A 22,809-nucleotide genomic window follows, 5' to 3' on the forward strand; every position below is an offset into this window, starting at 1 on the left:
AGGCACGGCTCCCCCAAGTGCGTGATGAAACAGATCAGTTGATGTTGAGGACTGTGAGGGAGCTGTGTCGACCGAAGCACCGACTATTCATGTACCCGTCAATCTCGATCACGCCTTCTTCATCCGGCCGCTACCGCCCCGTTCACCGCCGCTCGCCTAGCGTCCGACTCCATGACTTCCCACTCGACGCCACGCACCGCCCGCCTGGCCGCGGCCGTGACCGCCGCCATCACCGCGTTCCCGCTGCTCGTGGCCCTGCCCGGCACCGCACACGCGGCGGAGTCCGCCACCTGCACGGCCACGGGCCCCGTATACGCCCTGGACTCCGCGGGCAAGCTGCTGCGCTACGACATGCCGACCCCGGTCAGCGGTGGCAATCTGGCGTCACCCAGCACCATCGACACCGGCTGGACCGGCTACGGCCGGATGCTGGCGGGTCAGGGCGCGCGCTTCTACGGAATCAAGGCCGACGGGCTCTACCTCAGCCACCGGGTCAGCTCGACCGGCACCTGGGACATCCACCACAAGAAGATCAGCGCCAGCTTCGGCTGGCTGACCAAGGCCGCGGACCGCAACCAGGTCACCATCGACCGGGGCGACCGGATCTGGGTGCTGGACAACGAGGGCGCGCTGCGCACGTACAAGTACGACTCCGCCGCCGACACCTTCAGCGCCGACAGCGGGAAGATCATCGACCAGGGCTGGGAGCGCTACGACCTGATCGTCGCCGCCGACTCCGGTGTGGTGTACGGCCGTTCGGCGACGGACGGGCGGCTCTACCGCTCGCGCTACGACTTCACCAGCCAGCGCTGGATCGAGCGCCACGTCGTGGAGAGCCTGGCCGACTGGCGCCAGTACAGCCGGGGGATCACCTCGATCGGCGGGGACACCCTGGTCGGTGTGAACGCGGCGGGTGTCGCCGACTACTACCGCTTCGACGAGAACATCCGCGACTTCCCGGTCTACAACAAGACCGTCGGCAGCGCGGGCTGGCAGAACTACTCCAACGTGTCGGGGGCGCCCGACGCCTGCCGGATCACCGCGAACCACACCCCGGCCGCGCCGCCGGTGCCGCTGGAGAGCTTCTCGCCGGCCGCGGTGACCCAGTCCGGCACGGGCTCGCTGGAGTTCGCGTACACGGACAACATCGGCCGGCTGGTGCACGGCAGGATGGCGGACGCGTCCGACTTCAACGGGGTGCAGTGGACCACCGTGTCCGGCAACGAGGCGTTCACCGGACGCCCCACGCTCGCCGAGCACACCGACGGCCGGGTCGTCCTCACCGCGCAGAACACCTCCGGCGCCGTCTGGCAGCGCAACCAGACCGCCAAGGCCTCCGCGGACTGGAACGGCTGGATCGACCTGGCCGGTGCCATGGCCCACCACCCCGTCACCGCGAAGACCCCCGACGGGCTGCTCGTCCAGTTCGCCGTCGACGCCGACGGCAAGCCCTGGTACCGGATCCAGCAGCGGGCCAACGTGGACTTCATGGGCTGGATGCCGCTCAGCGGCACCGGGCTGGCCGGCACACTCCAGGCCGTCACCGTCCGGGGCGGCGTACAGCTCTTCGCCACCACCACCGCGGGCACCCTGACCACCGCCACGTTCTCCGCCAACGGCACCCTGTCCGCCTGGACCGGGCTCGGCGCGCAGAACATCAGCGGCACGCCCTCGGTCGTGGTCTACCCCGGCTACCGCATCCGGGTGTTCGCCAACGACGGCCAGGGCCACATCGTCACCGCCGCCCAGTCCGCCGAGAACGGCGCGTACGGCACCTGGGAGACCGTCGCCGGGCTGACCGCCGACGGCGAGCCCAGCGCCGTCATCTCGCCGCTGACCGGCCTCACCGAGATAGCCGCGCGCGGCACCGACGGCTACATCCACAACACCGGTGAGACGACCCAGGGCAGCGGCATCTGGCGGGCCTGGCAGCAGGCGTCGTTCGAGGCCGCCGCCACCGCGCCGACCGCGTTCACCTACACCAACAGCGCGGGCCCGACCTGGGCCTACACCTTCCGTACGGCCGACAACCAGACCCGCATCTACCAGGTCCAGCAGAGCTTCGCGGCGCGCAGCTCCGCGGCCACGGGCACAGTCGCCCCGGCGTTCGAGGACCGGGCGCTGCCCAAGCCGTCCGGCAGCTGACCGGGTGGCCGGGGCGGGGTCGGCAGGCCGGCTCCGCCCCGGCACCGGCCCGGTGCGTGACCGGGCGGGGATGGCTGCGTGAAGCCCCGCCGTCCATCAGGTGAACCGGCTTTCCACGCCCCTGTTTTCACGATGTTCGATGACATATTCGACCCATCATGAGGACTCCGTCGATTCTCCGGTCGCCGCGTGCCCGGGGTGCCGCCCTGGCCGCACTGCTCACCGTCGCCACCCTCTGCGCCGGCGACGCGGTGGCCCGCAGCTACCCCTTCGGCCCGCACACCCGCAGCGTGAACGACCTGGGCAACCAGTTCGTCCCGTTCCACACCCGGCTCCGGGACCTGCTGCACGGGCAGGCGGACGGCGGGCTGCTGCTCAACTGGCAGTCGGGCTTCGGCACCAGCTTCCTGCCCGATCTGGGGACGTATCTGAGCAGCCCGTTCGCGCTGCTCGTCGGGGTCTTCCCGCGGGACCGGATCGACCTGGCCGTCTACGTGGTCACGCTGGTGAAGACCGGCGTGGCGGCGGCGGCCATGACCTGGCTGCTCACCGCGCTGCGGCGGGGCCGCGGCCGGGAGTGGATGGCGGCCGTGCTCGGCGCCTCGTACGCGCTGTGCGGCTGGTCGGTCGTCGAGGCCGTGTACAACCCGATGTGGCTGGACGGGCTGATCGCCTTCCCCCTGCTGTGCCTGGCCGGCGAGTGGGCGCGCACCGGGCGGCGTCCGGTGCTCGGGGTGCTGCTGGTGACGCTGGCGTGGGTGTCGAACTTCTACACCGCGTACATGGCCACGCTCGGCGCGGCGCTGGTGCTGGTGGTGCGGCTGCTGCTGGAGGACGGGACGTCACGGGAGCGGGTACGGGGGCTGGGGCGCGCGGCGCGGACCGTGGCGATCGGGATCGGGCTGGCCGCGCCGGTGCTGGTGCCGGTGTTCCTGGGGACACGGCACGCCTACCCGGGCTGGACACGGGAGTTCGCCCCGGCCGCCTGGCCGGACGTCGCGGCCCGGCTGCTGCCGGCCACGTACAGCTTCTTCAGTCCGGCGGTCTTCCTCGGCACCGGCGCCCTGCTGCTGGCCGGCGCGCTGGCCTTCCAGCGCGCGGTGCCGCGCACCGAACGGTTCGTGTGGGCGGGGCTGGTGGCCGCGGTCGCGCTGTCCTTGCAGTGGGGCCCCACCCATCTGCTGTGGCACGCCTTCGCCACGCCGAACGGCAGCCCGTTCCGGCAGACCTTCGTCCTCTCCGGCCTCGTGGTCATCGCCGCCTGGACCGCGGTGGCGTCGGCCTGGCCGGACCGGCGGGCGCTGCTGGGCGGCGGCGGTGTGGTGGTGCTCATCGCGGCCGGTGCCGCGTCGAGCGCACTGGTCACCGGGTGGACGTACCCGCTGTTCGCGGCGGGTCTGGTCGCGGTGCTGGGCGCGCTGGTCCTGGCCCGCAGCGGCAGGTTCGCCGTGCTCGCGGCGCTGCTGCTGGTCGGCGCGCTGGCCGGGCAGGCCGCCGCGACGACCGCCTACGCCGACCGGCAGCGGCTGAACCGGCTCGACGACTACGCCCCCTGGGGGCAGCGCCAGGACCTCCAGAGCGCCGCGGTCGCCGGTGCGGACGGCTGGCCGCGCTACCGGACCGACCCCGGCCTGGAGCAGAGCACCGCCAACGACCCGATGCTGGTGGGCGGGCAGGGCGGCGCCTACTACAGCAGCCACACCCCCGACGTGCTGACCCGCACGTTCCTCGCGCTGGGCGCCGGCTGGACGTCGAACGGCCGCGCCCTGCACAGCCTGGACAATCCGGTGACGGACGCGGTGTTCTCGGTCGGCGCCCGGGTCCATATGCCGCGCGATCCCCACCAGGGCTGGAACAGCCCGGACGACCGCCCGGTCACCGTCACCCGGCAGGACGTGCCGCCGCTGGTGACTGTACGGCCCGCCGCCGGTCCCGGCGCGCGGCCGGGCCGCTCGCCGTTCCGCAACCAGGAGAGACTGCTGGGCGCGTCCGTGTACACGGTGCCCGCGACGACCCTGCACGCCGCGGACGGTACGGCGGCGGAGGACACCGACGCGTACGACTACCGGGTGCGGCCCGGCGCGTACACGCTGAGCGCGAACTGTCCCGCGGGCAGCGAGGTGTACCTGTGGACCCCCGACCTGTTCGGCAAGGCACGGCTCGGTGTGTCGGGTGAACTCACTGACTTCCGCGGCGAGTTGCCGGGGCGTCGGGCCGGGATGCAGCGGCTGGGCACGGGTGGCGGGCAGCTCTCCGTGTCGCTGCGGGCGGCCCGGGACGGGACCGTTCCGCACGAGGCCGTCGGCTGTCTGGACCGGGGGCGGCTGACCGCCGCCGTGGCCGGGCTGAAGCGGACCGGTGCCACGCGGATCTCCGTCACGGGCAGCGGCGTCAGGGCCGAACTACCCCCGGGCACGCACGGGGTGGCCGTGCTGTCGGCTCCCCGGATCGCCGGGTGGAGCTGCGACGGGCGGCCCGCCGGCTCGTATCTCGGCCTGGTCTCCGTGCCGGTGAACGGTGACCGGACGACGGTGGACTGCACGTTCCGGCCGCCGGGGCTGCGGGCCGGGGGCCTCGCCGGGGCGGCGGCACTGGCGGCGCTGCTGGCGACGGTCCTGGTCCCACGGGCGCGGGCGCGGATGCGCGGGCGGGCGGTTCGGTTGCCCCGACAGCCGTGACGACACCGAGACTTCATCTGCGCGTGGTGGGACGGGACATGCCCGCGCGCGTACGTTCCCACCCATGCCCTCCCTTCTGAACAACCGTCTGACGAAACGCGCCCTGCGCCCCGCCATCGCCCTGGTCGACCGCCGCATCCGGCTGCGGGTGGAACGTGCCGCCGAGCCGCTGCGGAGCGAGCTCGCCGTCCTGCGCCGCGACGCGGAGGAGGCGCGGCGCGGCCAGTACGCCCTGGGGCTGCTGCTGGACGGCACCGGGCGGGGTGCGCACCGGATTCCGCCCGCCCGCGAGATCGATGAACTCGTACGTCAGATAACTGTGTTGTGCGGGGACGAGGCGAAGGCGCGGCGCAGCGTCGTCGTCGCCTACCGGACCGTGGTGGCTCTGGAGGCGCTCGGCGTGGGCCGGCTGGCAGGCTCGACGTCCAATGTGTGCGGGAAGCTGGCGACGGTGCCGCTGCTGGCCCCGGCGAACGGGAGCATCCTCGAAATCGGCACGCTGTACGGGCTGTTCGCATCGGCGCTGACCCGGATGGTGCACCGGGCGGGCCTCGAACCGGATCTCACGATCGTCGACCCGCTGGCCGGGTCCCAGCTCCAGCCGGGCACCTCGCAGCCGGCCGACCCCACCGGGACGCCGGTGCGCGAGGACGTCGTGCGGGCCAACCTGGCGCTGACCGGCGGGGGTTCGCTCCATCAGCCGCGCATCCGTCAGGGGTTCTCGTCCGATCCGGAGGTCCGGGCGTCGGTCGCCGACCGCACCTACGGGGTGATCGTCGTGGACGGCGACCACTCCATGGAGGGCGTCGCGGCCGACCTGGAATGGGTCGAGGAGATCGTCGCCCCGGGCGGCGTCGTGGTGCTCGACGACTACGGCGACGCGTCCTGGCCGGGCGTCCAGGAGGCCCTGGACAAGCACCTGGCGGGCGGCGCCTCGCGGCTGCGGATGCTGGGGCGGGTGTCGACGTCCGCGTATCTGCGGGCGGAGTGACGCCACCCCTTCACGCCCGGCCGCCGTACCGCGCCTCGATGCCCGCGACGATCAGCCGCAGACCGTCCTCGAAGCGCTCGTCGTAGTTGGCGAAGATCTCCGCACCCGCCGCGGCGGCCAGCGGGTAGCGGGCCAGGCGTTCCGCGCGTTCCCCGATGTCGAAGCCCTCGCGCTGCTGGTCCGGCATCGGGCGGACGCCCTGCTCCTCGCTGACGAATCCCATCGTGTAGGAGTACGCGGTGGTGCCCGCCCGGACCGCCTGCCACAGCTCGAAGCCCGCGTCGACCATGGTCCGCAGATGGCCTTCGAGCCCGTCCGCGTGGTCGGTGCCGGTGAATTTCGCGCCGCCGTAGACCTTGGCCCCGTCGCGGTAGCGGAGCAGCGCGCCGCGCAGGCCGCTGTTGTACGCGACGAGCTGGTCCTGCCAGCTCTCCGGGGTCGGGCCCGGCAGCCCCTCTTCGAGCATCCGGCGGTACATCACCGTGGCCATCTCGTCGAGCAGCGCCTGCTTGTCCTTGAAGTGCCAGTAGAGGGCGGGCGCCTTGACGTCCAGCTCCTTCGCGATGGCGCGCAGGCTGAGCCCTTCCAGGCCCACCTCGTTCAGCAGCCGCAGCGCCGTGTCGGCCACCCGGGACCGGTCGATCTTCGTCGTACCCACCTCGACAAGCTAACAGCCCCCGACAGCCCTCCCTTGACAACTTTACAGCGTTAAGTGCACACTCCGGAGCATGGAACTTAACAGCGTTAAGGAAACGATCAGGGAGACCTCGGTCCTCGTCGTCGGCGCGGGTCCCTGCGGCCTCGCCCTGGCCTGCGACCTGGCCCGTCGCGGCGTCCCCGCCCTCGTCGTCGAGCAGGCGCCCGTGCTCTTCCCCGGATCGCGCGGCAAGGGAATCCAGCCCCGCACCCGGGAGGTCCTCGACGACCTCGGGGTCGGCGACGCGGTCCGCGAGCACGGCGGTCCCGCCCCGGTCGGGATGGCCTGGCAGAACGGTGAGCGGATGGGCGAGCACCGGATGTTCCGGGTCGCCGCCCCGACGGACGCCGAGCCGTACGGGGAGCCGTGGATGATGCCGCAGTGGCGCACCCAGGAGATCCTGCTGGCCCGGCTGCGCGAGCTCGGCGGCGACGTCGTGTTCTCGACCGCGCTGACCGGGCTCGACCAGGACGCCGACGGGGTCACCGCCCGGCTGTCCACGGGTGAGGTCCGCGCCTCCTACCTGGTCGCGGCGGACGGCGGCCGCTCCGCCGTGCGGCGGGCCCTGGGCATCGCGATGACCGGGGAGACCGTGGACCCGGCGCCGATGCTGGTCGCCGACGTGCGGGTCGCCGAGGGCGCGCTCGACCGGCTCAACTGGCACATGATGAACACCGACGCGGGGTTCATCACGCTCTGCCCGCTGCCCGGGACCATGGACTTCCAGCTGGCCGCCCAGTTCAAGGAGGGCGCACCCGACACCTCGGCGGACGGGGTGCGCGCGCTGGTCGCCGAACGCACCCACCTGGACGCGCGGGACATCACCGAGGTCCTCTGGGCCTCCGACTTCCGGCCGCGCGCCGCCCTCGCCGACCGGTTCCGCGAGGGACGGGTCTTCCTGGCCGGGGACGCCGCCCACGTCCACTCCCCCGCGGGCGGCCAGGGGCTCAACACCAGCGTCCAGGACGCCTACAACCTGGGCTGGAAGCTCGGCCAGGTGCTGCGGCACGGGGCGCCCGAGGCGCTGCTCGGCAGTTACGAGGAGGAGCGCCGCCCGGTCGCCGCCGAGATGCTCGGCCTGTCCACGCGTATCCACCGCGGCCAGCAGGAGCGGGGAGCGGCCGCGCAGCAGCTGGGCCTCGGCTACCGCGAGGGACCTTTGTCGGTGGGCAGCGCGGGCGTGCTGGAGGCCGGCGACCGGGCCCCCGACGGCCCCTCGGGCGACCGGCGGCTGTTCGACGTCTTCCGGGGCCCGCACTTCACACTGCTGGCGGTCGGCACCGACGCGGAGCTGCCGCGATTCGCCGGCCCCGGCATCCGGGTGCACCGCACCGCCGCCTACGAGGCGTACGGCAAGGGGCTGTTCCTGGTCCGTCCCGACGGCTACATCGGGTGGGCGGGCGAGGACACGACCGGGCTCGCCGAGTACCTGGCGCCGCTGGGCCTCGCGGGCGTCTCGCCGGACCGGGCCGAATGAGCGCGCGGGCCCGGGTCAGACGCTGCTGAGCGAGAGCTTGGCCGCGAAGCCGAGGAACAGCACACCCGCGGCGGACGTGGCCCCCGCCGAGAGCCGCTTGCGGCGGCGGAACGCCGCGGACAGCCGGGTGCCGCCGAAGATCAGCATCGACAGGTACAGGAAGCTGGCGATCTGGAGCAGGGTGCCCAGCACCAGGAAGGAGAGCGCCGGGTACGCGTACCCGGGATCGACGAACTGCACGAAGAACGAGATCAGGAACAGGATCGCCTTCGGGTTGAACAGGCTGACCACCAGCGCCCGCCGGTACGGCCGCTCCATCGTGCCCGGGACCGCGTCCCCGTCCGCCCCCTCGCCGGTGAGCTCGGCCACCCGCCGGTGCCGCTCGCGCCACATCGACACCGCGGCCCGCAGCATCCCGATCGCCAGCCAGGTCAGATAGCCCGCGCCGGCGAACTTCACCACGGCGAAGAGCACCGGCGTCGTCTGCAGCAGCGACGAGGCCCCGAGCGCGGACAGCGTCATCAGCACGGTGTCCCCGGTCCACACCCCGGCGGCGGCGACATAGCCGGTCCGCACCCCGCGCCGGGCGGCGACGGACAGCACGTACAGCGAATTCGGTCCCGGCAGCAGAACGATGAGCACGAGGCCGGCGAGATAGGTCGGAAGATCGGTGACACCCAGCATGAAACGGAGTGTCGCACGGGGCTGCGAGACGTCGGAAGCGGGGGGTTTCCGGGGCCCCGGGGCCAGGAGCCTCAGCCCACCAGGTCCGCGAAGACGATGATGTTGTCCGGCCGGTGGCCGCCCCTCAGCTCTCCGCCGCAGGTGATCAGCCGCAGTTCGGGGGCCGCGGTGTCGCCGTACACCTCGTCGGTCGGGAAGGCGCCCTTGTCGACCTGCTGGAGCCGTCGTACGGCGAACACGGCGTCGGAGCCGTCGGCCCGGGTGACGGTGATGCGGTCGCCGGGCCGGATCTTCGAGACGTTCCTCAGCACGGCCGGGCCCTCGGCGGTGTCGAAGTGGCCGATGAGGACGGCGGGCCCGGTCTCGCCGGGGGTGACGCCCTTGGTGTACCAGCCGATCCGGTCCGCCTGCGCCACGGACGGGACCTCGACGGTGCCGTCGGACGCCAGTCCCAGGTTCAGGACCGGGCCGGTGTCGACGCCCGCCGAGGGGATCCGGACCCGGACCGGCCGGGAGGCCGGCATCGGGGTGGCCCTGGCCGACGGTGCGGCCGGAGCCGACGCCGCCGGTGAGGCGGCGATGTGTGCGGGCGGGGTGGCGGCCCGGTCGTCCGAGGCGCAGCCCGTCAGGGCTGCGAGGGCTGCGAGGGCTGCGAACGACGCCGCCGTCGTACGGCGCGCGAGAGAGACGTGCATACGGGGACTCCCGACAGGCGGAACGGGTGAGGCCGTCGCATGGCGCAACGGCCTCTCCTCTGACGTGGGACGACGGGTTCGGCCGGGTCAGCGGCCGGCGGCCGCCGTGCGGCGGCGCAGGACGACGAAGCCGAGGCCCGCCGCACCCGCCGCGGCCGCACCGCCGACGGCGATCAGGACCGGGCTGCCGTGCTGCTCGATCTCGGCACCGGCCGCGACGCTGCCCTTCGGGACGACCGAGGTCTGCGAGGTCTGCGTCTCGCTGCCGTTGCCCGACGTCCGGGTGTAGGTGTAGCTGCACCCGGCGGGAAGCTCCGGGAATTCGGTGACGGACGCCGGGTGGCCGCCGCCCTCCATGTTGGTGCGCAGCCGCGGCGCGACGCTGTCCGGGCCGATGATCTCGCCGAGGAAGCCGGCGCTCGCGGGCAGTTTCGGGTGCAGCCGGGAGAGCTGCCCGACGACCTTGCCGCTCCCCGCGTCCAGGAAGACGACGGACGGCCCGGACGGGCCGGTGCTGAGCCGGGCCGTGGTGCCCGCCCCGATGTCCTTGTTCACGGTGGCGACGCACTGGACGGGGGTCACCGGGCCCTGGCCGTCGCTGCCGTGGTCGTCGGCCGAGGTGATCCGGCCGTCGGAGTGGAGCGTGACGGAGATGTCGCCGTAGACCTTGGTGTCCTGCTTCCCGTGCCCGAATCCGGCCACGAGTCCGGCGAGCACCTTGCCCTTACGGTCGATGTCGGCGCTGTAGTACACGTCCGTGTCGCCGTGCTTGTAGACCTTGGCGGTGAGGTCGCCCTTGAGCCGGTCGGTGTGGACCAGCACACCCGCCGGGGTGACGGGCCCCTGGCCGTCGCTGCCCGCGTCGACGGCGGACGTGACGGCCCCGGTGAAGTCCAGCGTCACCTCGATGCCGTCGAAGACCTTGCTGTCCTCGGCGGCGTAACCACCGCCGGCCCGGAGGGTGCCGAGCTCCTTGCTGCCCTTGAGGACCGCGGCGGTGTAGTAGATGTGCTGGTCACCGTGCTTGAACACCCGGGCGGTGAGACCGCCCTCGAGCAGGTCGGTGCGGACCGGCGTGCCTTCGTCGGTGGCCTGCTGCCCCTGTCCGGCGGCCGGAGCGGCCGGAGCGGAGTCGGCGAGGGCGGCGGTGGCCGGTGCGAGAACGGCGCTCGCCAGTACGGCCGCGGCAAGGGCGGCACGGAGGGAGACGCGACGGTACGAGGGACGGAAAGACATGAACGACTCCGTGAGGAAAGGCCCGTACGGGCTGAAGGCGGGAGAGTCGCATGCCGCTTTCCTCGGTGTGTGGGGCCGTGAGGCGGTGCGGGCTGCATCACCGAATCTAGGTGCCGTGTACAGCGGAGCCATCCGCTCCACGTCACAGGCGCGTGACAGCGGCGGCGCGTGCGGCAGGGCCCTGACTCTCTCCATACCGTCCGGGAGGATTCGGCAACCGGGCAGAGCGGGAATCCGTCCCAAGGGATACCGCAGATTCAGGGGGCCGAGATGATACGCAGCAGCAGGACCGGGCGCGGCCACGCGCACAGAGGCGGACGGGCTACAGGGGTGGCGTCCGCAGCCGTCGCGGCACTGACGCTGGTCGCCGTGACCGCGGGGTGCAAGGTGGAGACCCCGGACAGCTCGTCCGCCGCACCCTCGCGGCCGGCCGGCAGTTCGGCCGCCGACGACGCCAAGCCCGGGACGGACACCACGGAGTCCGCCTCGCCGTCCGCGAGCGCGAAGCCGAGCGCACCGCCGAAGAAGGCGACGCCGAAGTCCACCCCGAAGTCCCGGCCGCCGGCCAAGGTGCTGATGGCGAGCGGTGCGCAGGGCAAGCAGGTGCGCGAACTCCAGGCGCGGCTGCGTCAGATAGGCCACTTCGACCGCAGCCCCACGGGCTACTACGGCTCCGTCACGGTCACCGCCGTGCAGTCGTTCCAGGGCAAGCGCGGGCTGTCGCGTACCGGGAAGACGGACACCGTCACCTGGCAGAAGCTGCTCGGCATGACGCGCACACCGACGGCCGCGGAGCTGAACCCGCCGACCACCCGGCCGGCCGCGAAGCCGGACAAGCGCTGCATGACGGGCCGGGTGATCTGCATCAGCAAGAACAGCCGCTCACTGTCCTGGATGATCGACGGCAAGGTCGTCTCGTCGATGGACGTGCGCTTCGGCTCGCAGTACACACCGACCCGCGAGGGCACCTTCTCCGTCTACTGGAAGTCGCGGCACCACGTGTCGTCGATCTACCACACGGCCATGCCGTACGCGATGTTCTTCAGCGGCGGCCAGGCGGTGCACTACTCGTCGGACTTCGCGGCCCGCGGCTACAGCGGCGCCTCGCACGGCTGCGTCAACGTCCGGGACGAGGGGAAGATCGCCTCGCTGTTCGACCAGGTGCGCAACGGCGACAAGGTCGTCATCTACAAGTGAACGCCGTAGCGGATGAGGGGCGCGGGCGGGACCGGGGGAACGTGTCCCGCCCGCGCCATTGCGCCGAGCCGTAGGTACGGGGGGAACCCCGGCTCCGGGCGCTGCCGATGACCAGTCGGCTCACTCCGTACTGCGCCCCGGGGCCGAAAAACGTCACACCCGGGGCGGCGGGGTGGTGCGGGCCGTCATCGGACGGCGAGGGAGAGGCCCGGCGCCGGAGAGCCGGAGGTCCCGGAATGCGGGGCCCCGGACGAGGTGGAGGGCTGCGGGGAGGCCGTGGAGAAGTCGACCGACGGCAGTGTGCCCGAGGAGCCGTCGCCGTCGCCGCGGTCCTCGCCGTCGTTGCCGCTCTGGTTGCCGCCGCCCTGACCGTCGGCCTTGTCGAGCATCCGGTCGCAGAACCGGTCCAGATTGCGGGCCCCCTTGGCCAGCGCCACCAGGCGGTCCCTGCGCTCGTCGTCGAGCTTGCCGTCGCGGTAGTCGCGGCAGGCCTTCAGCGTCTTGGCGTACCAGCCGGCCGTCTGGTCCCCGGTGTCGTCGGACGACCCGCCGCCTTCCTGCGGGTCCTCCGGGCCCTGCGTGGTGCCGGAGCCGTCCGACGGGCGGTCCGCGGGGCCTTCGGACGGGTGACCGGCGCTGCTGTCACCGCTGTCGTCGCCGCCCTCCCGGGGGGTGCTGCCGCCGGCGTCGGGGCGGCCGGTGTCCGGACCGTCGGTGCGGCCGGCGCCGGGGGTGTCCGGGGACGCGGTGTCCTCGTCCGGGGATCCGGGCGGCGTGGACGTCTCGTCGTCGTCGGCGGTGAGGTCGGAGCCGAGCTCCTCGGGGGACGCGGCGGCCGACACCGAGGTGGCGGGTGTCGGCGTGTGCCGGCCGAAGGGACCGGGCAGCATCCCGGCCCCGGCGGCGACCCCGCCGATCGCGCAGCACGCGACGGAGGCGACCAGGCCGAAGCGGATGGGCCGGCTCCAGCGCATCGGGCGCGGGCCGCGGGAACCCGCGGACCGGGACACCGGGCCGGAACCGGCCGCGCGTATGTGGACGGGCGCGAGCATCCCGGCGTCGTCGTCGGCGTCGCCGTCCGCCCCGGCGGCCCGCACCGGACCCGTGGACGCGGCGCCGGTGGTGCGGGACGCGCGGGGGGCGGCGCGGAAGGCGGCCAGCGCGGCGGCCTCGCCGGGCAGTTCGCCGGTGGCGGGGCGGGCGGTGCGGAACGCGGCGTCCAGGGCGGCCGTGAGCCTCTCGGCATCCTGTCCGGGCAGGCCGTCGGCAGGATCGACCGGTTCGCGGCGGAGCAGTTTCTCCGCCGCTTCCTTGTCAAGCCATTCGTACTGCTCGTCGGCCATCACATGTCCTTCTGCGTCCACAGACGCGAATGCGTCACACCGGCGGGCGCCACCAGGCCGGTGCGGGAGGGGCGTTGTGCGGGTACGGCACCGAGTTCCATCGGCCGGCCCGCGCCGTTGCCCTGCGGCGAGGGTGCCGGGGCCGTGCCGTCGGCAGGCCCCCTGGGCGCGCCCACTCCGCCGGCCGGTGCGCCGCCGCGCGGACGACCGGATTCCGCGGCGTCGTCCACCGGCAGCCCGCCCCCGTCCGGCCGCTCCGCACCGCTCGCACTGTCCACCCCGTCCGCGCTGTCGGCCCGCAGCAGCTCGGCGAGGCGCTTCAGCCCGCGGTGGGCGGCGGTACGGACCGCTCCGGGCCGCTTGCCGAGCGTCTGGGCCGCGCTCTTGGCGTCGAGACCGACCACTACACGCAGCACGACGGCCTCGGCCTGGTCCTGCGGCAGCTGGGCGATGAGCGACATGGTGCGGCCGGTGGCCAGGGCCTCGATCGCCTCGTCGGCCGTATCGGATCCGGCCGGCTTCTCGGACAGTTCCGTCTCGTCGCCGCCGACGGCGGGGCGCCTGCCGCGCATCCGGAGATGGTCCAGGGCCCGGTTGCGCGCTATCCGCGCCGCCCAGCCCCGGAACCGGTCGGCGTCACCGCTGAACCGGTCGAGGTCCCTGGCTATCTGCAGCCACGACTCGGACGCCACGTCCTCGGCGTCCGGCTCCCCCACCAGTGTCCGTATGTAGCCCAGCAGCCGCGGCTGCACAGCGCGGTACACAGTACGGAAGGCGTCCTCGTCCCCGTCCTGTGCCGCGAGCACCGCGGCAGTAAGCCCCGCGTCGTCCCCCAGCACTCCCTCAACCTGCCCTGCTGTCCTGAATCGCAGCTGGTCACCACTGCCGCGCCACCCTGCGCGACTCAGCACGCTACGTCCTTCTCGGGCATCGCGTCCATGACTTGTACAACCCGCAACATTCTTCTGGCGCTTGGCGGTGTGACAGAAAACGCAGTCATGGCGCTGAGATGAGTACGGGGTCGTCCTGCGACCCCGCGGAAGACGACCGGGGCCTCTCCTGTGGGGGGTGGCGGCCCCGGTCGTCGTTCCATTTGCCCCCTCTGACCTGCATTGAGGTGAGGGCGGGGCCGGATGCCGACCCGGCCGGCGGGGGCGGCAGACGCTCAGCCGCGTACGCGGGCCCGTCGCGAGGCCGCGGCGCGCAGCACCCGCTGGCCCTCGGTCGAGACATCCATCACCTGGCGCAGTCCGGCCCCCGTGGGGGCGCCGTCGCCGATCTCCGCCAGCATCTCCAGGATCCGGACCTGCCGGGCGGCCTCCCCGGACAGCAGGGGGCCCGCCCCGCCGGGCTCGCCGGTCCGGCAGCGGTCCACCAGCTCCGTGGCATCGCTCCGGGCGGCGTCGTGCCCGCGGTGGATGTCGAGGGCCAGCACCGAGCAGGCGTCCGCCCAGGCGCGCAGTTCCGCCTCGGCCCGGTCCGCGGGCGCCTCGCCGAGCAGCTTCCGGATCCGCAGGACCGTTTCCTCCGTTTCGGGCAGGGCGTCCAGCGCGGTGCGCGCGTCGGCCAGCCGGTCCGGCCAGGCGTCCGGGTCGGCGCAGCCGGACCAGAGCGGGCGCAACGGATCGGGCTCGGCCCCGTCGGCGGGCTGCGGCAGGCACCGGTCGAGGCAGGCGGTCCCGCTAGCGGCGAGCCCCCGTGCGTCAGCGGCGGCGATCAGTTCGAGCAGGCTCATCGGTGTCTCCCGTCGGCCCTCCCCGTGCCCTGACGCACGGGGACGCAGCGCTTCGTCATGGAGAGTCCGGAAACTCTCTTATCGCCTTCAGCGCCGAATGGCCGAAAAGCGTCACTCGGGCCGTCTGGTTACCGTCGTCCGGACACCGCCGCCTGCTTCAGCGGCTCTCAGCGCGCCCGGCTCTCAGTGCGCCCGGCCCCACTCCGCCCGCTCCGGCGGGATCGACGAGTCGACCCGGGCGACCCGCTCCGCCGCCCGCTCACCCTGCATCGCGGTCAGCCTGCGCACGAAAAGGATCGCGAGCACGGCGGCGGCGATGTTGATCGCGTCGATGGCCATGCCCAGGCCGAAGGAGTCCAGGACCTCGTCCCGCCCCTCGGCGTCCGTGTACAGGCCATTGGTGAGCCGGGAGAGGAGTTCCGAGCCGACCAGCACAGCCCACCAGGCGTGCAGCACCCCACGCGGGGCCGGGGCCCGGTTGCTGCCGCCCGGGGAACTCGCGGTCCAGATGCCGCCCGCGACCCGGTGGGGCAGCCAGAGGTTGGCGACGGGTACGAACCAGGCGCCGATCGCCCAGCCCGGCCGCAGCGAGTGGGCGTGCGCGTCGAACACCTCCGCGTTGCGCCGCACCCGGCGGAACCAGATGAGGAAGACGACGGCGGTGGCCAGAAACGTCAGCGCCTGGAGCGATCCGGAGGCCTGGTACAGCGTGTCCGCCCGGTCCGCGGCCGTCTCGTCGAACCTCAGGAAGTCGTCGGCCATTCCGTCGGCGTACACCTGGTGCGCGTAGGCACCAGCCCCGACCGACAGCACGTCCGCCACGGCCACCGAGCCGAGCAGCACGCACACCGCCTTGCCGAGCCCGACCGGTGAGCGCAGGGAGCGCGCGGTCTGCGGCCCCTCCGGCGTCGGCATCAGCCCGCCCGCCCGGTTGCGACGGGTGACGGCGCACAGCGTGCACCGCCCGTCAGCGGTGCCGGCGGGTCTCGTACCGCAGAGTGAACAGAGCATGAAAGTGGAACCCCCCAGGATTCGGACGCCTACGCATGGAGCGCGCGTCCCTCCCCGGACCACGCGGCAAGCGGAACGTAGCCCCCGCCCGCCGCGCTGTCCACGGAAATCACACTCAGCCCTGGTCGATCTCCTTCGCCAGCGCCCGGAAGCCGTCCCAGGTCAGCTTGGGTTTGCCCGGATCCCACAGCTTCTGGGACGTGGCCCGCAGCGGCATCCGGATGCCTTCCGCGACCTGTGCCGCGGTCTGGGCGTTCGGGAAATCGCCCCAGACCGCGAACCGGCCGCCGAGGATCTGGTCCGAGTACTTCGCCGGGACGGGGCTCGTGCCGCGCAGGACGAGGGGGGTCCACTGCTCGTAGATGCGTTTGCCCGTGGGGTAGACGAAGGTGTTGGGCTGGCCGAGCACGTAATAGAGGAACTCGTCGTTGAGGTTCAGCATCTTGAACCCCTCACGCAGGTAGTCCACCGGCGGCCGGGCCCCGTACTCCTTGCCCGTCCAGTACTCCACCTCGATGTCCTTGTCGGCCCGGACGGTGCTGTCGCGGAAGAGTCCGTCGTTCCACGCCTTGGGCGTCATGCCGTGCGGACGGACCACCGCGGCCCGGTCGTTGAGCCAGCCGGTGGCGAGGTCCTCGATACCGGCCCGCGCCCCGTACTTGTCCACGGCCGCGCGCTGCAGCTGCGGGTACGAGGCGGCGGGGTCCCGCACCGTCAGCGCCTGGTACTCGTCGGCGCCCAGATGCCAGTAGGCGCCCCCGAACAGTTCGGTGTACTCGCCGAGGAGTTCGTCGACGAGCTTCGCCGCGCCCGGCTTCGAGATGTCGAGCGATCCCTTCGAGGGCACGCCCGAGACATTGCGCAGCTGGAGGTCGGGGTGGGCGCGCAGCACCGCGCCGAGGTGGCCCGGTGAGTCGATCTCGGGGACGACCTCGATGTGCAGCCGGCCGGCCAGGGCGACGATGTGCCGCACCTGCGCCTTGGTCAGGTGCTCGGGCGACACCACCTCGGGGTGGGTGTCGGACTCGATGCGGAAGGCCTGGTCGTCGGAGAAGTGCAGGCCGAGCTGGTTGAGCTTGAGGTCGGCCATGTCGCGCAGCCGGTCCTCGATCCAGCCGGCGGTGTAGTGCTTGCGCGCGATGTCGAGGTTGAGCCCGCGCTGCGGGCGGTCCGGGCGGTCGCGCACCTCGCCCTCGGGCATGACGCCGTCGGCGCGCACCGACTGCTTGAGGGTGCGGGTGCCGTAGAAGACGCCCGCCTCGGCGGGTCCGCTGATCGTGACCCGTCCGTCGTGGGTCCGCAGGGTGTACGACTCCCTGCCGCCCCCGGCCTTCGGGGCCAGGGCGAGCTCGACGTCACCGGCCCGGGCCGGGACCTCGCCCCGGTAGTCGATCTTCAGCTCGCCGGCGAGCAGCTTTCCTTCGTCGGCGAGCCCCTTGTCGCCCTCGCCGATCACCACGCCGCCGCTCTTCCCCGGCCGCCAGCCGGGGCCGCGGGCCGGGGTGTGATCCCGTACGGCGGGGATGGTGCGGGGAGTCTTCGAGAGCGGGTAGCTCCGCGTCGGGGACGGCTCGGGGGACGCGGACGGTGACGACGACGAGGGGGACGTCTCCGAGCCGTTCCGGTGTTCGGTGCCGGAGTTGTCGCAGGCGGCGACGGTGACGGCCGCCGCGGCCACCGCCGTCACGGCCATGAGGGCGCCACGTGAGGGTGCCATCGGTCAGAAACCTCCGGTTTCAGGGGGAAAGAGAGCAGAAGGACGATCAAACAGGCGAGATGGGGGAGATAGCCGGGCATTCTCCTCGCCCATTCGTCCCTCAGGCATCGTGAAACTCTCCCGTCCGAGTGAAATTCGCGCATCCGTCGGACGGCCGTTGCCCCGCGTCGCTAGCTTTGAGGCACATTCGTCTCTCCCTTCACCCTGCATCCGCCTGGTCTCTCCGGTCCCTCCCCACTCCAGGTTCACAGATGCCGTTGATTCGAGGAGCCCACGCTGTCCAGGTCCAGCGAGTCCCACGCCGGCCTCCCCGAGCAGCCGCACCGGTCCGCCCGGCGCACCGCCGTACCCGTGCAGAGCTGCGGATCCGCGCCCGGCCGGACGGCCCCCTGCGCTCTGCGGTCCTTCAACACCGTGCCCGCCGCCGAGGCCGAGGCCGCCCTGCTGGAGTGCTTCGGCAGCCACCGCTGGGCGAAGCGGCTGGCCGCCCACCGCCCCTATCCGGACCTGGACGCCCTGCTCGCCGCCGCCGACGAGGCGGGCTACGACCTCTCCCCCACCGACCGCTCCGAGGCGCTGGCCGCCGAGGTCTCCCCGGGGCTGCACCCGGACGCGCCGCACTCCGCCCACCTGGCGCTGGCCGCCGCGCACGCCGCGTACGAATGCAAGTTCGGTCATGTCTTCGTGATCTGCCTGGACGGCGTCCTGCCCGCCGAGCACCCCGATCAGGTGCTGGCCGGCATCCGGGCCCGGCTGGCGCACGACGTCGAACAGGAGCGCGTGGTGACGGCCGACGAGATGCGGCGACTCGCCCGGGGCCGCATCATCGAGCTGGTATCGAGTCAGTAACGGGTTGGCGGCGGGCCCCGGTGCGCCGATTCCCCGTCACAAGCGGGGGAACGGGCCCGTCGGAGCCTGTCCATAGCCCGTCCGTGCCTGATTCATTGCCACTTTGATCACACCAGAGGCCCCGGCGCGATCGAACCGACAAACCGTCGCTACGATGGCCGGGGCCGGTGGACCGTACCCGGCCGGGTCAGACCGACAGTCAAGCCGGCCGACCCCAATCCCCGCTCCCGGAGGGTTCTTCCGTGCCGGCTGGAACGCTGTACCGCGGCCGGGAAGGCATGTGGTCCTGGGTGGCTCATCGAGTCACCGGTGTCCTCATTTTCTTCTTCCTGTTCGTACATGTCCTGGACACCGCACTCGTCCGCGTCTCCCCCGAGGCCTACGACGACGTCGTGTCCACGTACAAGACGCCGATCGTCGCGCTCCTCGAATACGGCCTGGTGGCCGCGATTCTCTTCCACGCGCTGAACGGTCTGCGCATCGTCGCCGTGGACTTCTGGGCCAAGGGCCCGCGCGTTCAGAAGCAGATGCTCTGGACCGTGCTGGGCATCTGGATCGTGCTGATGGTCGGGGCCCTGTACCCCGTCCTCGGTCACGCCGTACGCGAAGTATTCGGGAGCTGAGGCCAATGTCCACCGAGACTTCCGCGATCGGCGCCGTCGAGGGCGGCGCTCTGTACGACGTCGACAACCCGGCGCCCGTGATCGAGCCGCCGCGCAAGCGGACCGGCAAGACCCCCAAGGGCTCCCGCACCAACTTCGAGATGTACGCCTGGCTCTTCATGCGCCTGTCGGGCATCGTGCTGGTCGTCCTGGTCCTGGGCCACCTGCTGATCCAGCTGGTGCTGGACGGCGGCGTCTCCAAGATCGGCTTCGCCTTCGTGGCGGGCCGCTGGGCCTCGCCGTTCTGGCAGGTCTGGGACCTGGCGATGCTGTGGCTCGCCATGCTGCACGGCGCCAACGGTCTCCGTACGGTCATCAACGACTACGCCGAACGGGACAACACCCGATTCTGGCTGAAGATGCTGCTGTACACCGCAACGGTGTTCACCGTCCTGCTGGGCACGCTGGTGATCTTCACCTTCGACCCGAACATCCGCTAGGCGCCGGGCCCGAAGGACCAGAGGTAAACCATGCAGATCCACACGTACGACACCGTCATCGTCGGCGCCGGCGGCGCCGGCATGCGCGCGGCCATCGAGTCGACCAAGCGCAGCCGCACCGCCGTGCTGACCAAGCTCTACCCCACCCGCTCCCACACGGGCGCCGCGCAGGGCGGCATGGCCGCCGCGCTCGCCAACGTGGAAGAGGACAACTGGGAGTGGCACACCTTCGACACGATCAAGGGCGGTGACTACCTGGTCGACCAGGACGCCGCCGAGATCCTGGCGAAGGAGGCCATCGACGCCGTTCTCGACCTGGAGAAGATGGGCCTGCCGTTCGGCCGTACGCCCGAGGGCAAGATCGACCAGCGCCGCTTCGGCGGTCACTCCCGCAACCACGGCGAGGCCCCGGTCCGTCGCGCCTGTTACTCGGGCGACCGCACCGGCCACATGATCCTCCAGACGCTGTACCAGAACTGCGTCAAGGAGGGCGTGGAGTTCTTCAACGAGTTCTACGTCCTGGACCAGCTGGTCGTCGAGGAGGACGGCGTCAAGAAGTCCGCCGGCGTCGTCGCCTACGAGCTGGCCACCGGCGAGATCCACGTCTTCCGGGCGAAGTCGGTCATCTACGCCTCGGGCGGCACCGGCAAGTTCTTCAAGGTGACGTCGAACGCGCACACCCTGACCGGTGACGGCCAGGCCGCCTGCTACCGCCGGGGTCTGCCGCTGGAGGACATGGAGTTCTTCCAGTTCCACCCGACCGGCATCTGGCGCATGGGCATCCTGCTGACGGAGGGCGCCCGCGGTGAGGGCGGCATCCTCCGCAACAAGGACGGCGAGCGCTTCATGGAGAAGTACGCGCCCGTCATGAAGGACCTCGCGTCCCGTGACGTCGTGTCCCGCTCCATCTACACCGAGATCCGTGAGGGCCGCGGCTGCGGTCCCGAGGGCGACCACGTCTACCTCGACCTGACGCACCTGCCGCCGGAGCAGCTGGACGCCAAGCTCCCGGACATCACGGAGTTCGCGCGTACGTACCTCGGTATCGAGCCCTACACGGACCCGATCCCGATCCAGCCGACCGCGCACTACGCCATGGGCGGCATCCCGACCAACGTCGAGGGCGAGGTGCTGGCCGACAACACCACCGTCGTCCCGGGCCTGTACGCCGCCGGCGAGGTCGCCTGTGTCTCCGTCCACGGCGCCAACCGCCTCGGCACCAACTCGCTGCTCGACATCAACGTCTTCGGACGCCGGTCGGGCATCGCCGCCGCCGAGTACGCCGCGAAGAACGACCTCGTCGAGCTTCCCGAGAACCCGGCGCAGACGGTCATCGACCAGGTCGAGCGGCTGCGCGACTCCACGGGCACGGAGCGCGTCGCCGCGATCCGCCTGGAGCTGCAGGAGTGCATGGACGCCAACGTGATGGTGTTCCGCACCGAGCAGACGATCAAGACCGCGGTCGACAAGATCGCGGAGCTGCGCGAGCGCTACCTCGACGTGTCGATCCAGGACAAGGGCAAGCGGTTCAACACGGACCTGCTGGAGGCCATCGAGCTGGGCAACCTGCTCGACCTCGCCGAGGTCATGGCGACGTCGGCGCTGGCGCGCAAGGAGTCCCGCGGCGGTCACTACCGCGAGGACTACCCGAACCGCGACGACGTCAACTTCATGCGCCACACCATGGCGTACCGCGAGGTCGCCGACGACGGCACCGAGTCGATCCGGCTGGACTACAAGCCGGTCGTCCAGACCCGCTACCAGCCGATGGAGCGTAAGTACTGATGGCTACCCCCACCCTGGAAAAGGCCGACAAGGCTCCCGAGCCCGAGGCCGGCTTCGCCGACTCGCCGTACATCACGGCGACCTTCCGTATCCGGCGGTTCAACCCCGAGGTCTCCGACGAGGCCCAGTGGCAGGACTTCCAGATCGAGATCGACCCGAAGGAGCGTGTACTCGACGCCCTTCACAAGATCAAGTGGGAGACCGACGGCACGCTGACGTTCCGCCGCTCGTGCGCGCACGGCATCTGCGGTTCGGACGCGATGCGGATCAACGGCAAGAACCGGCTCGCCTGCAAGACGCTGATCAAGGACCTGAGCCCGGAGAAGCCGATCACGATCGAGGCCATCAAGGGCCTCACGGTCCTCAAGGACCTCGTGGTCGACATGGACCCGTTCTTCCAGGCCTACCGCGACGTCATGCCCTTCCTCATCACCAAGGGGAACGAGCCGACCCGCGAGCGTCTGCAGTCCCCCGAGGACCGCGAGCGCTTCGACGACACCACCAAGTGCATCCTGTGCGCCGCGTGCACGTCCTCGTGCCCGGTGTTCTGGAACGACGGCCAGTACTTCGGCCCGGCGGCGATCGTCAACGCGCACCGCTTCATCTTCGACTCGCGCGACGAGGGCGGCGAGCAGCGCCTGGAGATCCTCAACGACCGTGACGGTGTGTGGCGTTGCCGCACCACCTTCAACTGCACGGACGCCTGCCCGCGTGGCATCGAGGTCACCAAGGCGATCCAGGAGGTCAAGCGCGCGCTGATCACGCGTCGCTTCTGATCCGCCCGGCATGACCCGAGAGGCCCCGTCCTCCGCAGGAACACTGTGGAGGACGGGGCCTCTGCCGTACGCGGGGTGCCCGACGCCCCTCGCGGGCGCGGGCCCGCTCAGTCCCAGTCCGCCCCGCCCTTGTGCTCCGCGACGACCATGATGCGCCGCAGCATGTCGTTGAGCAGGGCGCGTTCGTCCTTGGCGAGGACGCCCAGCAGGCGCTCCTCCTCGTGGCCGAGGAAATCCATCGCGCCGATCCAGGTGGAGCGGCCCTCGTCGGTCAGCTCCACGTCGACCCGCCGCCGGTCGGTGGTGGAGGGGGTGCGGCGGACGAATCCGCGGCGCTCCAGGGCGTCGAGCCGGCCGGTGACGGAGGCCGGTGCGAGGTCGAGATCGGCGGCCAGCTCGGAGGGGGCCGCCTTGCCGCCGCGGCCGGCCAGCTTGTGGAGGGTGTCGAACTCCTGCCGGTCCAGGTCGAAGTCGACCAGGGACTGTTCGCGCACCCGGCGCAGATGGACGGAGAGCTTCTTCATCCGGGTCACCGCACCCTCGACATCGGGGTCGAGTTCGGGAAGTACCGGCTTCCACCGCTCCACGTGGCCGTCGGTCCAGTCGCGTTGCTGCATGGGCCACAGCCTACGCCCGGCCCCAACTTCCTTTCGGAGTCGCATATTTCGTTGACGAATACTTCGGTACCGAA

General features: G+C 71.8%; 20 protein-coding genes. 10 read left to right on the plus strand and 10 right to left on the minus strand.

From position 1 onward, the window contains the following. Positions 1-171 precede the first annotated feature (171 nt). From OG521_15090 to OG521_15100, 3 genes are all read left to right on the plus strand, one after another. On the plus strand, positions 172-2,145 hold the full coding sequence (locus tag OG521_15090) for a tachylectin-related carbohydrate-binding protein (GenBank protein WUW22048.1): 1,974 nt from the start codon (positions 172-174) through the stop codon (positions 2,143-2,145). Positions 2,146-2,303: 158 nt separating this feature from the next. Beyond that, positions 2,304-4,823, plus strand: a complete 2,520-nt coding sequence (locus OG521_15095) for a YfhO family protein (GenBank protein ID WUW22049.1) — start codon at positions 2,304-2,306, stop codon at positions 4,821-4,823. A 64-nt stretch (positions 4,824-4,887) separates the two neighbouring features. Beyond that, complete coding sequence (locus tag OG521_15100) at positions 4,888-5,814, plus strand: class I SAM-dependent methyltransferase (GenBank protein ID WUW22050.1); 927 nt, start codon at positions 4,888-4,890, stop codon at positions 5,812-5,814. A gap of 10 nt (positions 5,815-5,824) precedes the next feature. On the opposite strand, the gene OG521_15105 is transcribed toward OG521_15100, so the two are convergent. Continuing rightward, entirely contained in the window at positions 5,825-6,472 is a 648-nt protein-coding gene (locus tag OG521_15105) for a TetR/AcrR family transcriptional regulator C-terminal domain-containing protein (GenBank protein ID WUW22051.1), read from the minus strand. Positions 6,473-6,542: 70 nt separating this feature from the next. Here OG521_15105 and OG521_15110 point away from each other — a divergent pair, with 70 nt between their 5' ends. Beyond that, positions 6,543-7,988: an FAD-dependent monooxygenase gene (locus OG521_15110; GenBank protein WUW22052.1), complete on the plus strand. Its 1,446-nt coding sequence runs from the start codon at positions 6,543-6,545 to the stop codon at positions 7,986-7,988. A gap of 15 nt (positions 7,989-8,003) precedes the next feature. Here OG521_15110 and leuE read toward each other — a convergent pair whose 3' ends face one another. The 3 genes from leuE to OG521_15125 form a co-directional block, all read right to left on the minus strand. Then, positions 8,004-8,672, minus strand: a complete 669-nt coding sequence (gene leuE / locus OG521_15115; protein ID WUW22053.1) for a leucine efflux protein LeuE — start codon at positions 8,670-8,672, stop codon at positions 8,004-8,006. 71 nt (positions 8,673-8,743) lie between these two features. Continuing rightward, positions 8,744-9,367 (minus strand): class F sortase, encoded by a 624-nt coding sequence (locus OG521_15120; GenBank protein ID WUW22054.1) that lies wholly within the window; start codon positions 9,365-9,367, stop codon positions 8,744-8,746. A gap of 87 nt (positions 9,368-9,454) precedes the next feature. Next, positions 9,455-10,603 carry a hypothetical protein gene (locus tag OG521_15125; protein ID WUW22055.1) on the minus strand — a complete coding sequence of 383 codons (1,149 nt, stop codon included), beginning with the start codon at positions 10,601-10,603 and terminating at the stop codon, positions 9,455-9,457. A gap of 270 nt (positions 10,604-10,873) precedes the next feature. Between OG521_15125 and OG521_15130 the strand changes: the two genes are divergently transcribed. Then, complete coding sequence (locus OG521_15130; GenBank protein ID WUW22056.1) at positions 10,874-11,800, plus strand: L,D-transpeptidase family protein; 927 nt, start codon at positions 10,874-10,876, stop codon at positions 11,798-11,800. 185 nt (positions 11,801-11,985) lie between these two features. Here the strand turns inward: OG521_15130 and OG521_15135 are convergent, their stop codons facing one another. The 5 genes from OG521_15135 to OG521_15155 all read right to left on the minus strand — a co-directional run bounded on the left by OG521_15135 (position 11,986) and on the right by OG521_15155 (position 17,606). Continuing rightward, the gene (locus tag OG521_15135) at positions 11,986-13,143 is read right to left on the minus strand and encodes a hypothetical protein (GenBank protein WUW22057.1); all 1,158 of its coding nucleotides are present in this window, start codon (positions 13,141-13,143) and stop codon (positions 11,986-11,988) included. After that, a complete protein-coding gene (locus OG521_15140; protein ID WUW22058.1) occupies positions 13,143-13,982 on the minus strand; it encodes an RNA polymerase sigma factor in 840 nt (279 codons plus the stop codon). The genes OG521_15135 and OG521_15140 overlap by 1 nt, the downstream gene beginning before the upstream one ends. A gap of 326 nt (positions 13,983-14,308) precedes the next feature. Further along, positions 14,309-14,878: a hypothetical protein gene (locus OG521_15145; protein WUW22059.1), complete on the minus strand. Its 570-nt coding sequence runs from the start codon at positions 14,876-14,878 to the stop codon at positions 14,309-14,311. A 183-nt stretch (positions 14,879-15,061) separates the two neighbouring features. Further along, on the minus strand, positions 15,062-15,793 hold the full coding sequence (locus OG521_15150; protein ID WUW22060.1) for a DUF4328 domain-containing protein: 732 nt from the start codon (positions 15,791-15,793) through the stop codon (positions 15,062-15,064). 211 nt (positions 15,794-16,004) lie between these two features. Then, entirely contained in the window at positions 16,005-17,606 is a 1,602-nt protein-coding gene (locus tag OG521_15155) for a family 20 glycosylhydrolase (protein WUW22061.1), read from the minus strand. A 396-nt stretch (positions 17,607-18,002) separates the two neighbouring features. Between OG521_15155 and OG521_15160 the strand changes: the two genes are divergently transcribed. From OG521_15160 to OG521_15180, 5 genes are all read left to right on the plus strand, one after another. Further along, positions 18,003-18,455, plus strand: coding sequence for a 2-oxo-4-hydroxy-4-carboxy-5-ureidoimidazoline decarboxylase (locus OG521_15160; GenBank protein ID WUW26686.1), 453 nt, complete (start codon positions 18,003-18,005; stop codon positions 18,453-18,455). Positions 18,456-18,697: 242 nt separating this feature from the next. Continuing rightward, positions 18,698-19,078, plus strand: a complete 381-nt coding sequence (gene sdhC / locus OG521_15165; protein WUW22062.1) for a succinate dehydrogenase, cytochrome b556 subunit — start codon at positions 18,698-18,700, stop codon at positions 19,076-19,078. Between the two features lie 5 nt (positions 19,079-19,083). Then, complete coding sequence (locus OG521_15170; protein ID WUW22063.1) at positions 19,084-19,557, plus strand: succinate dehydrogenase hydrophobic membrane anchor subunit; 474 nt, start codon at positions 19,084-19,086, stop codon at positions 19,555-19,557. A gap of 30 nt (positions 19,558-19,587) precedes the next feature. After that, positions 19,588-21,342, plus strand: coding sequence for a succinate dehydrogenase flavoprotein subunit (gene sdhA / locus OG521_15175; GenBank protein ID WUW22064.1), 1,755 nt, complete (start codon positions 19,588-19,590; stop codon positions 21,340-21,342). Then, complete coding sequence (locus tag OG521_15180; protein WUW22065.1) at positions 21,342-22,118, plus strand: succinate dehydrogenase iron-sulfur subunit; 777 nt, start codon at positions 21,342-21,344, stop codon at positions 22,116-22,118. Before sdhA ends, OG521_15180 begins: the two co-directional genes overlap by 1 nt. A 107-nt stretch (positions 22,119-22,225) precedes the next feature. On the opposite strand, the gene OG521_15185 is transcribed toward OG521_15180, so the two are convergent. Then, entirely contained in the window at positions 22,226-22,735 is a 510-nt protein-coding gene (locus OG521_15185) for a MarR family transcriptional regulator (GenBank protein WUW22066.1), read from the minus strand. Between the last annotated feature and the right edge of the window lie 74 nt (positions 22,736-22,809).

This window comes from Streptomyces sp. NBC_01463 (genome assembly GCA_036227345.1).
Lineage (GTDB): Bacteria > Actinomycetota > Actinomycetes > Streptomycetales > Streptomycetaceae > Streptomyces.

Coding starts and splice junctions, on each gene's coding strand:
- OG521_15090 (WUW22048.1), top strand. CDS start 172: ATGACTTCCCACTCGACGCCACGCACCGCCCGCCTGGCCGCGGCCGTG.
- OG521_15095 (WUW22049.1), top strand. CDS start 2,304: ATGAGGACTCCGTCGATTCTCCGGTCGCCGCGTGCCCGGGGTGCCGCC.
- OG521_15100 (WUW22050.1), top strand. CDS start 4,888: ATGCCCTCCCTTCTGAACAACCGTCTGACGAAACGCGCCCTGCGCCCC.
- OG521_15110 (WUW22052.1), top strand. CDS start 6,543: ATGGAACTTAACAGCGTTAAGGAAACGATCAGGGAGACCTCGGTCCTC.
- leuE (WUW22053.1), bottom strand. CDS start 8,672: ATGCTGGGTGTCACCGATCTTCCGACCTATCTCGCCGGCCTCGTGCTC.
- OG521_15120 (WUW22054.1), bottom strand. CDS start 9,367: ATGCACGTCTCTCTCGCGCGCCGTACGACGGCGGCGTCGTTCGCAGCC.
- OG521_15125 (WUW22055.1), bottom strand. CDS start 10,603: ATGTCTTTCCGTCCCTCGTACCGTCGCGTCTCCCTCCGTGCCGCCCTT.
- OG521_15130 (WUW22056.1), top strand. CDS start 10,874: ATGATACGCAGCAGCAGGACCGGGCGCGGCCACGCGCACAGAGGCGGA.
- OG521_15135 (WUW22057.1), bottom strand. CDS start 13,143: ATGGCCGACGAGCAGTACGAATGGCTTGACAAGGAAGCGGCGGAGAAA.
- OG521_15145 (WUW22059.1), bottom strand. CDS start 14,878: ATGAGCCTGCTCGAACTGATCGCCGCCGCTGACGCACGGGGGCTCGCC.
- OG521_15150 (WUW22060.1), bottom strand. CDS start 15,793: ATGCCGACGCCGGAGGGGCCGCAGACCGCGCGCTCCCTGCGCTCACCG.
- OG521_15155 (WUW22061.1), bottom strand. CDS start 17,606: ATGGCACCCTCACGTGGCGCCCTCATGGCCGTGACGGCGGTGGCCGCG.
- OG521_15170 (WUW22063.1), top strand. CDS start 19,084: ATGTCCACCGAGACTTCCGCGATCGGCGCCGTCGAGGGCGGCGCTCTG.
- sdhA (WUW22064.1), top strand. CDS start 19,588: ATGCAGATCCACACGTACGACACCGTCATCGTCGGCGCCGGCGGCGCC.
- OG521_15180 (WUW22065.1), top strand. CDS start 21,342: ATGGCTACCCCCACCCTGGAAAAGGCCGACAAGGCTCCCGAGCCCGAG.
- OG521_15185 (WUW22066.1), bottom strand. CDS start 22,735: ATGCAGCAACGCGACTGGACCGACGGCCACGTGGAGCGGTGGAAGCCG.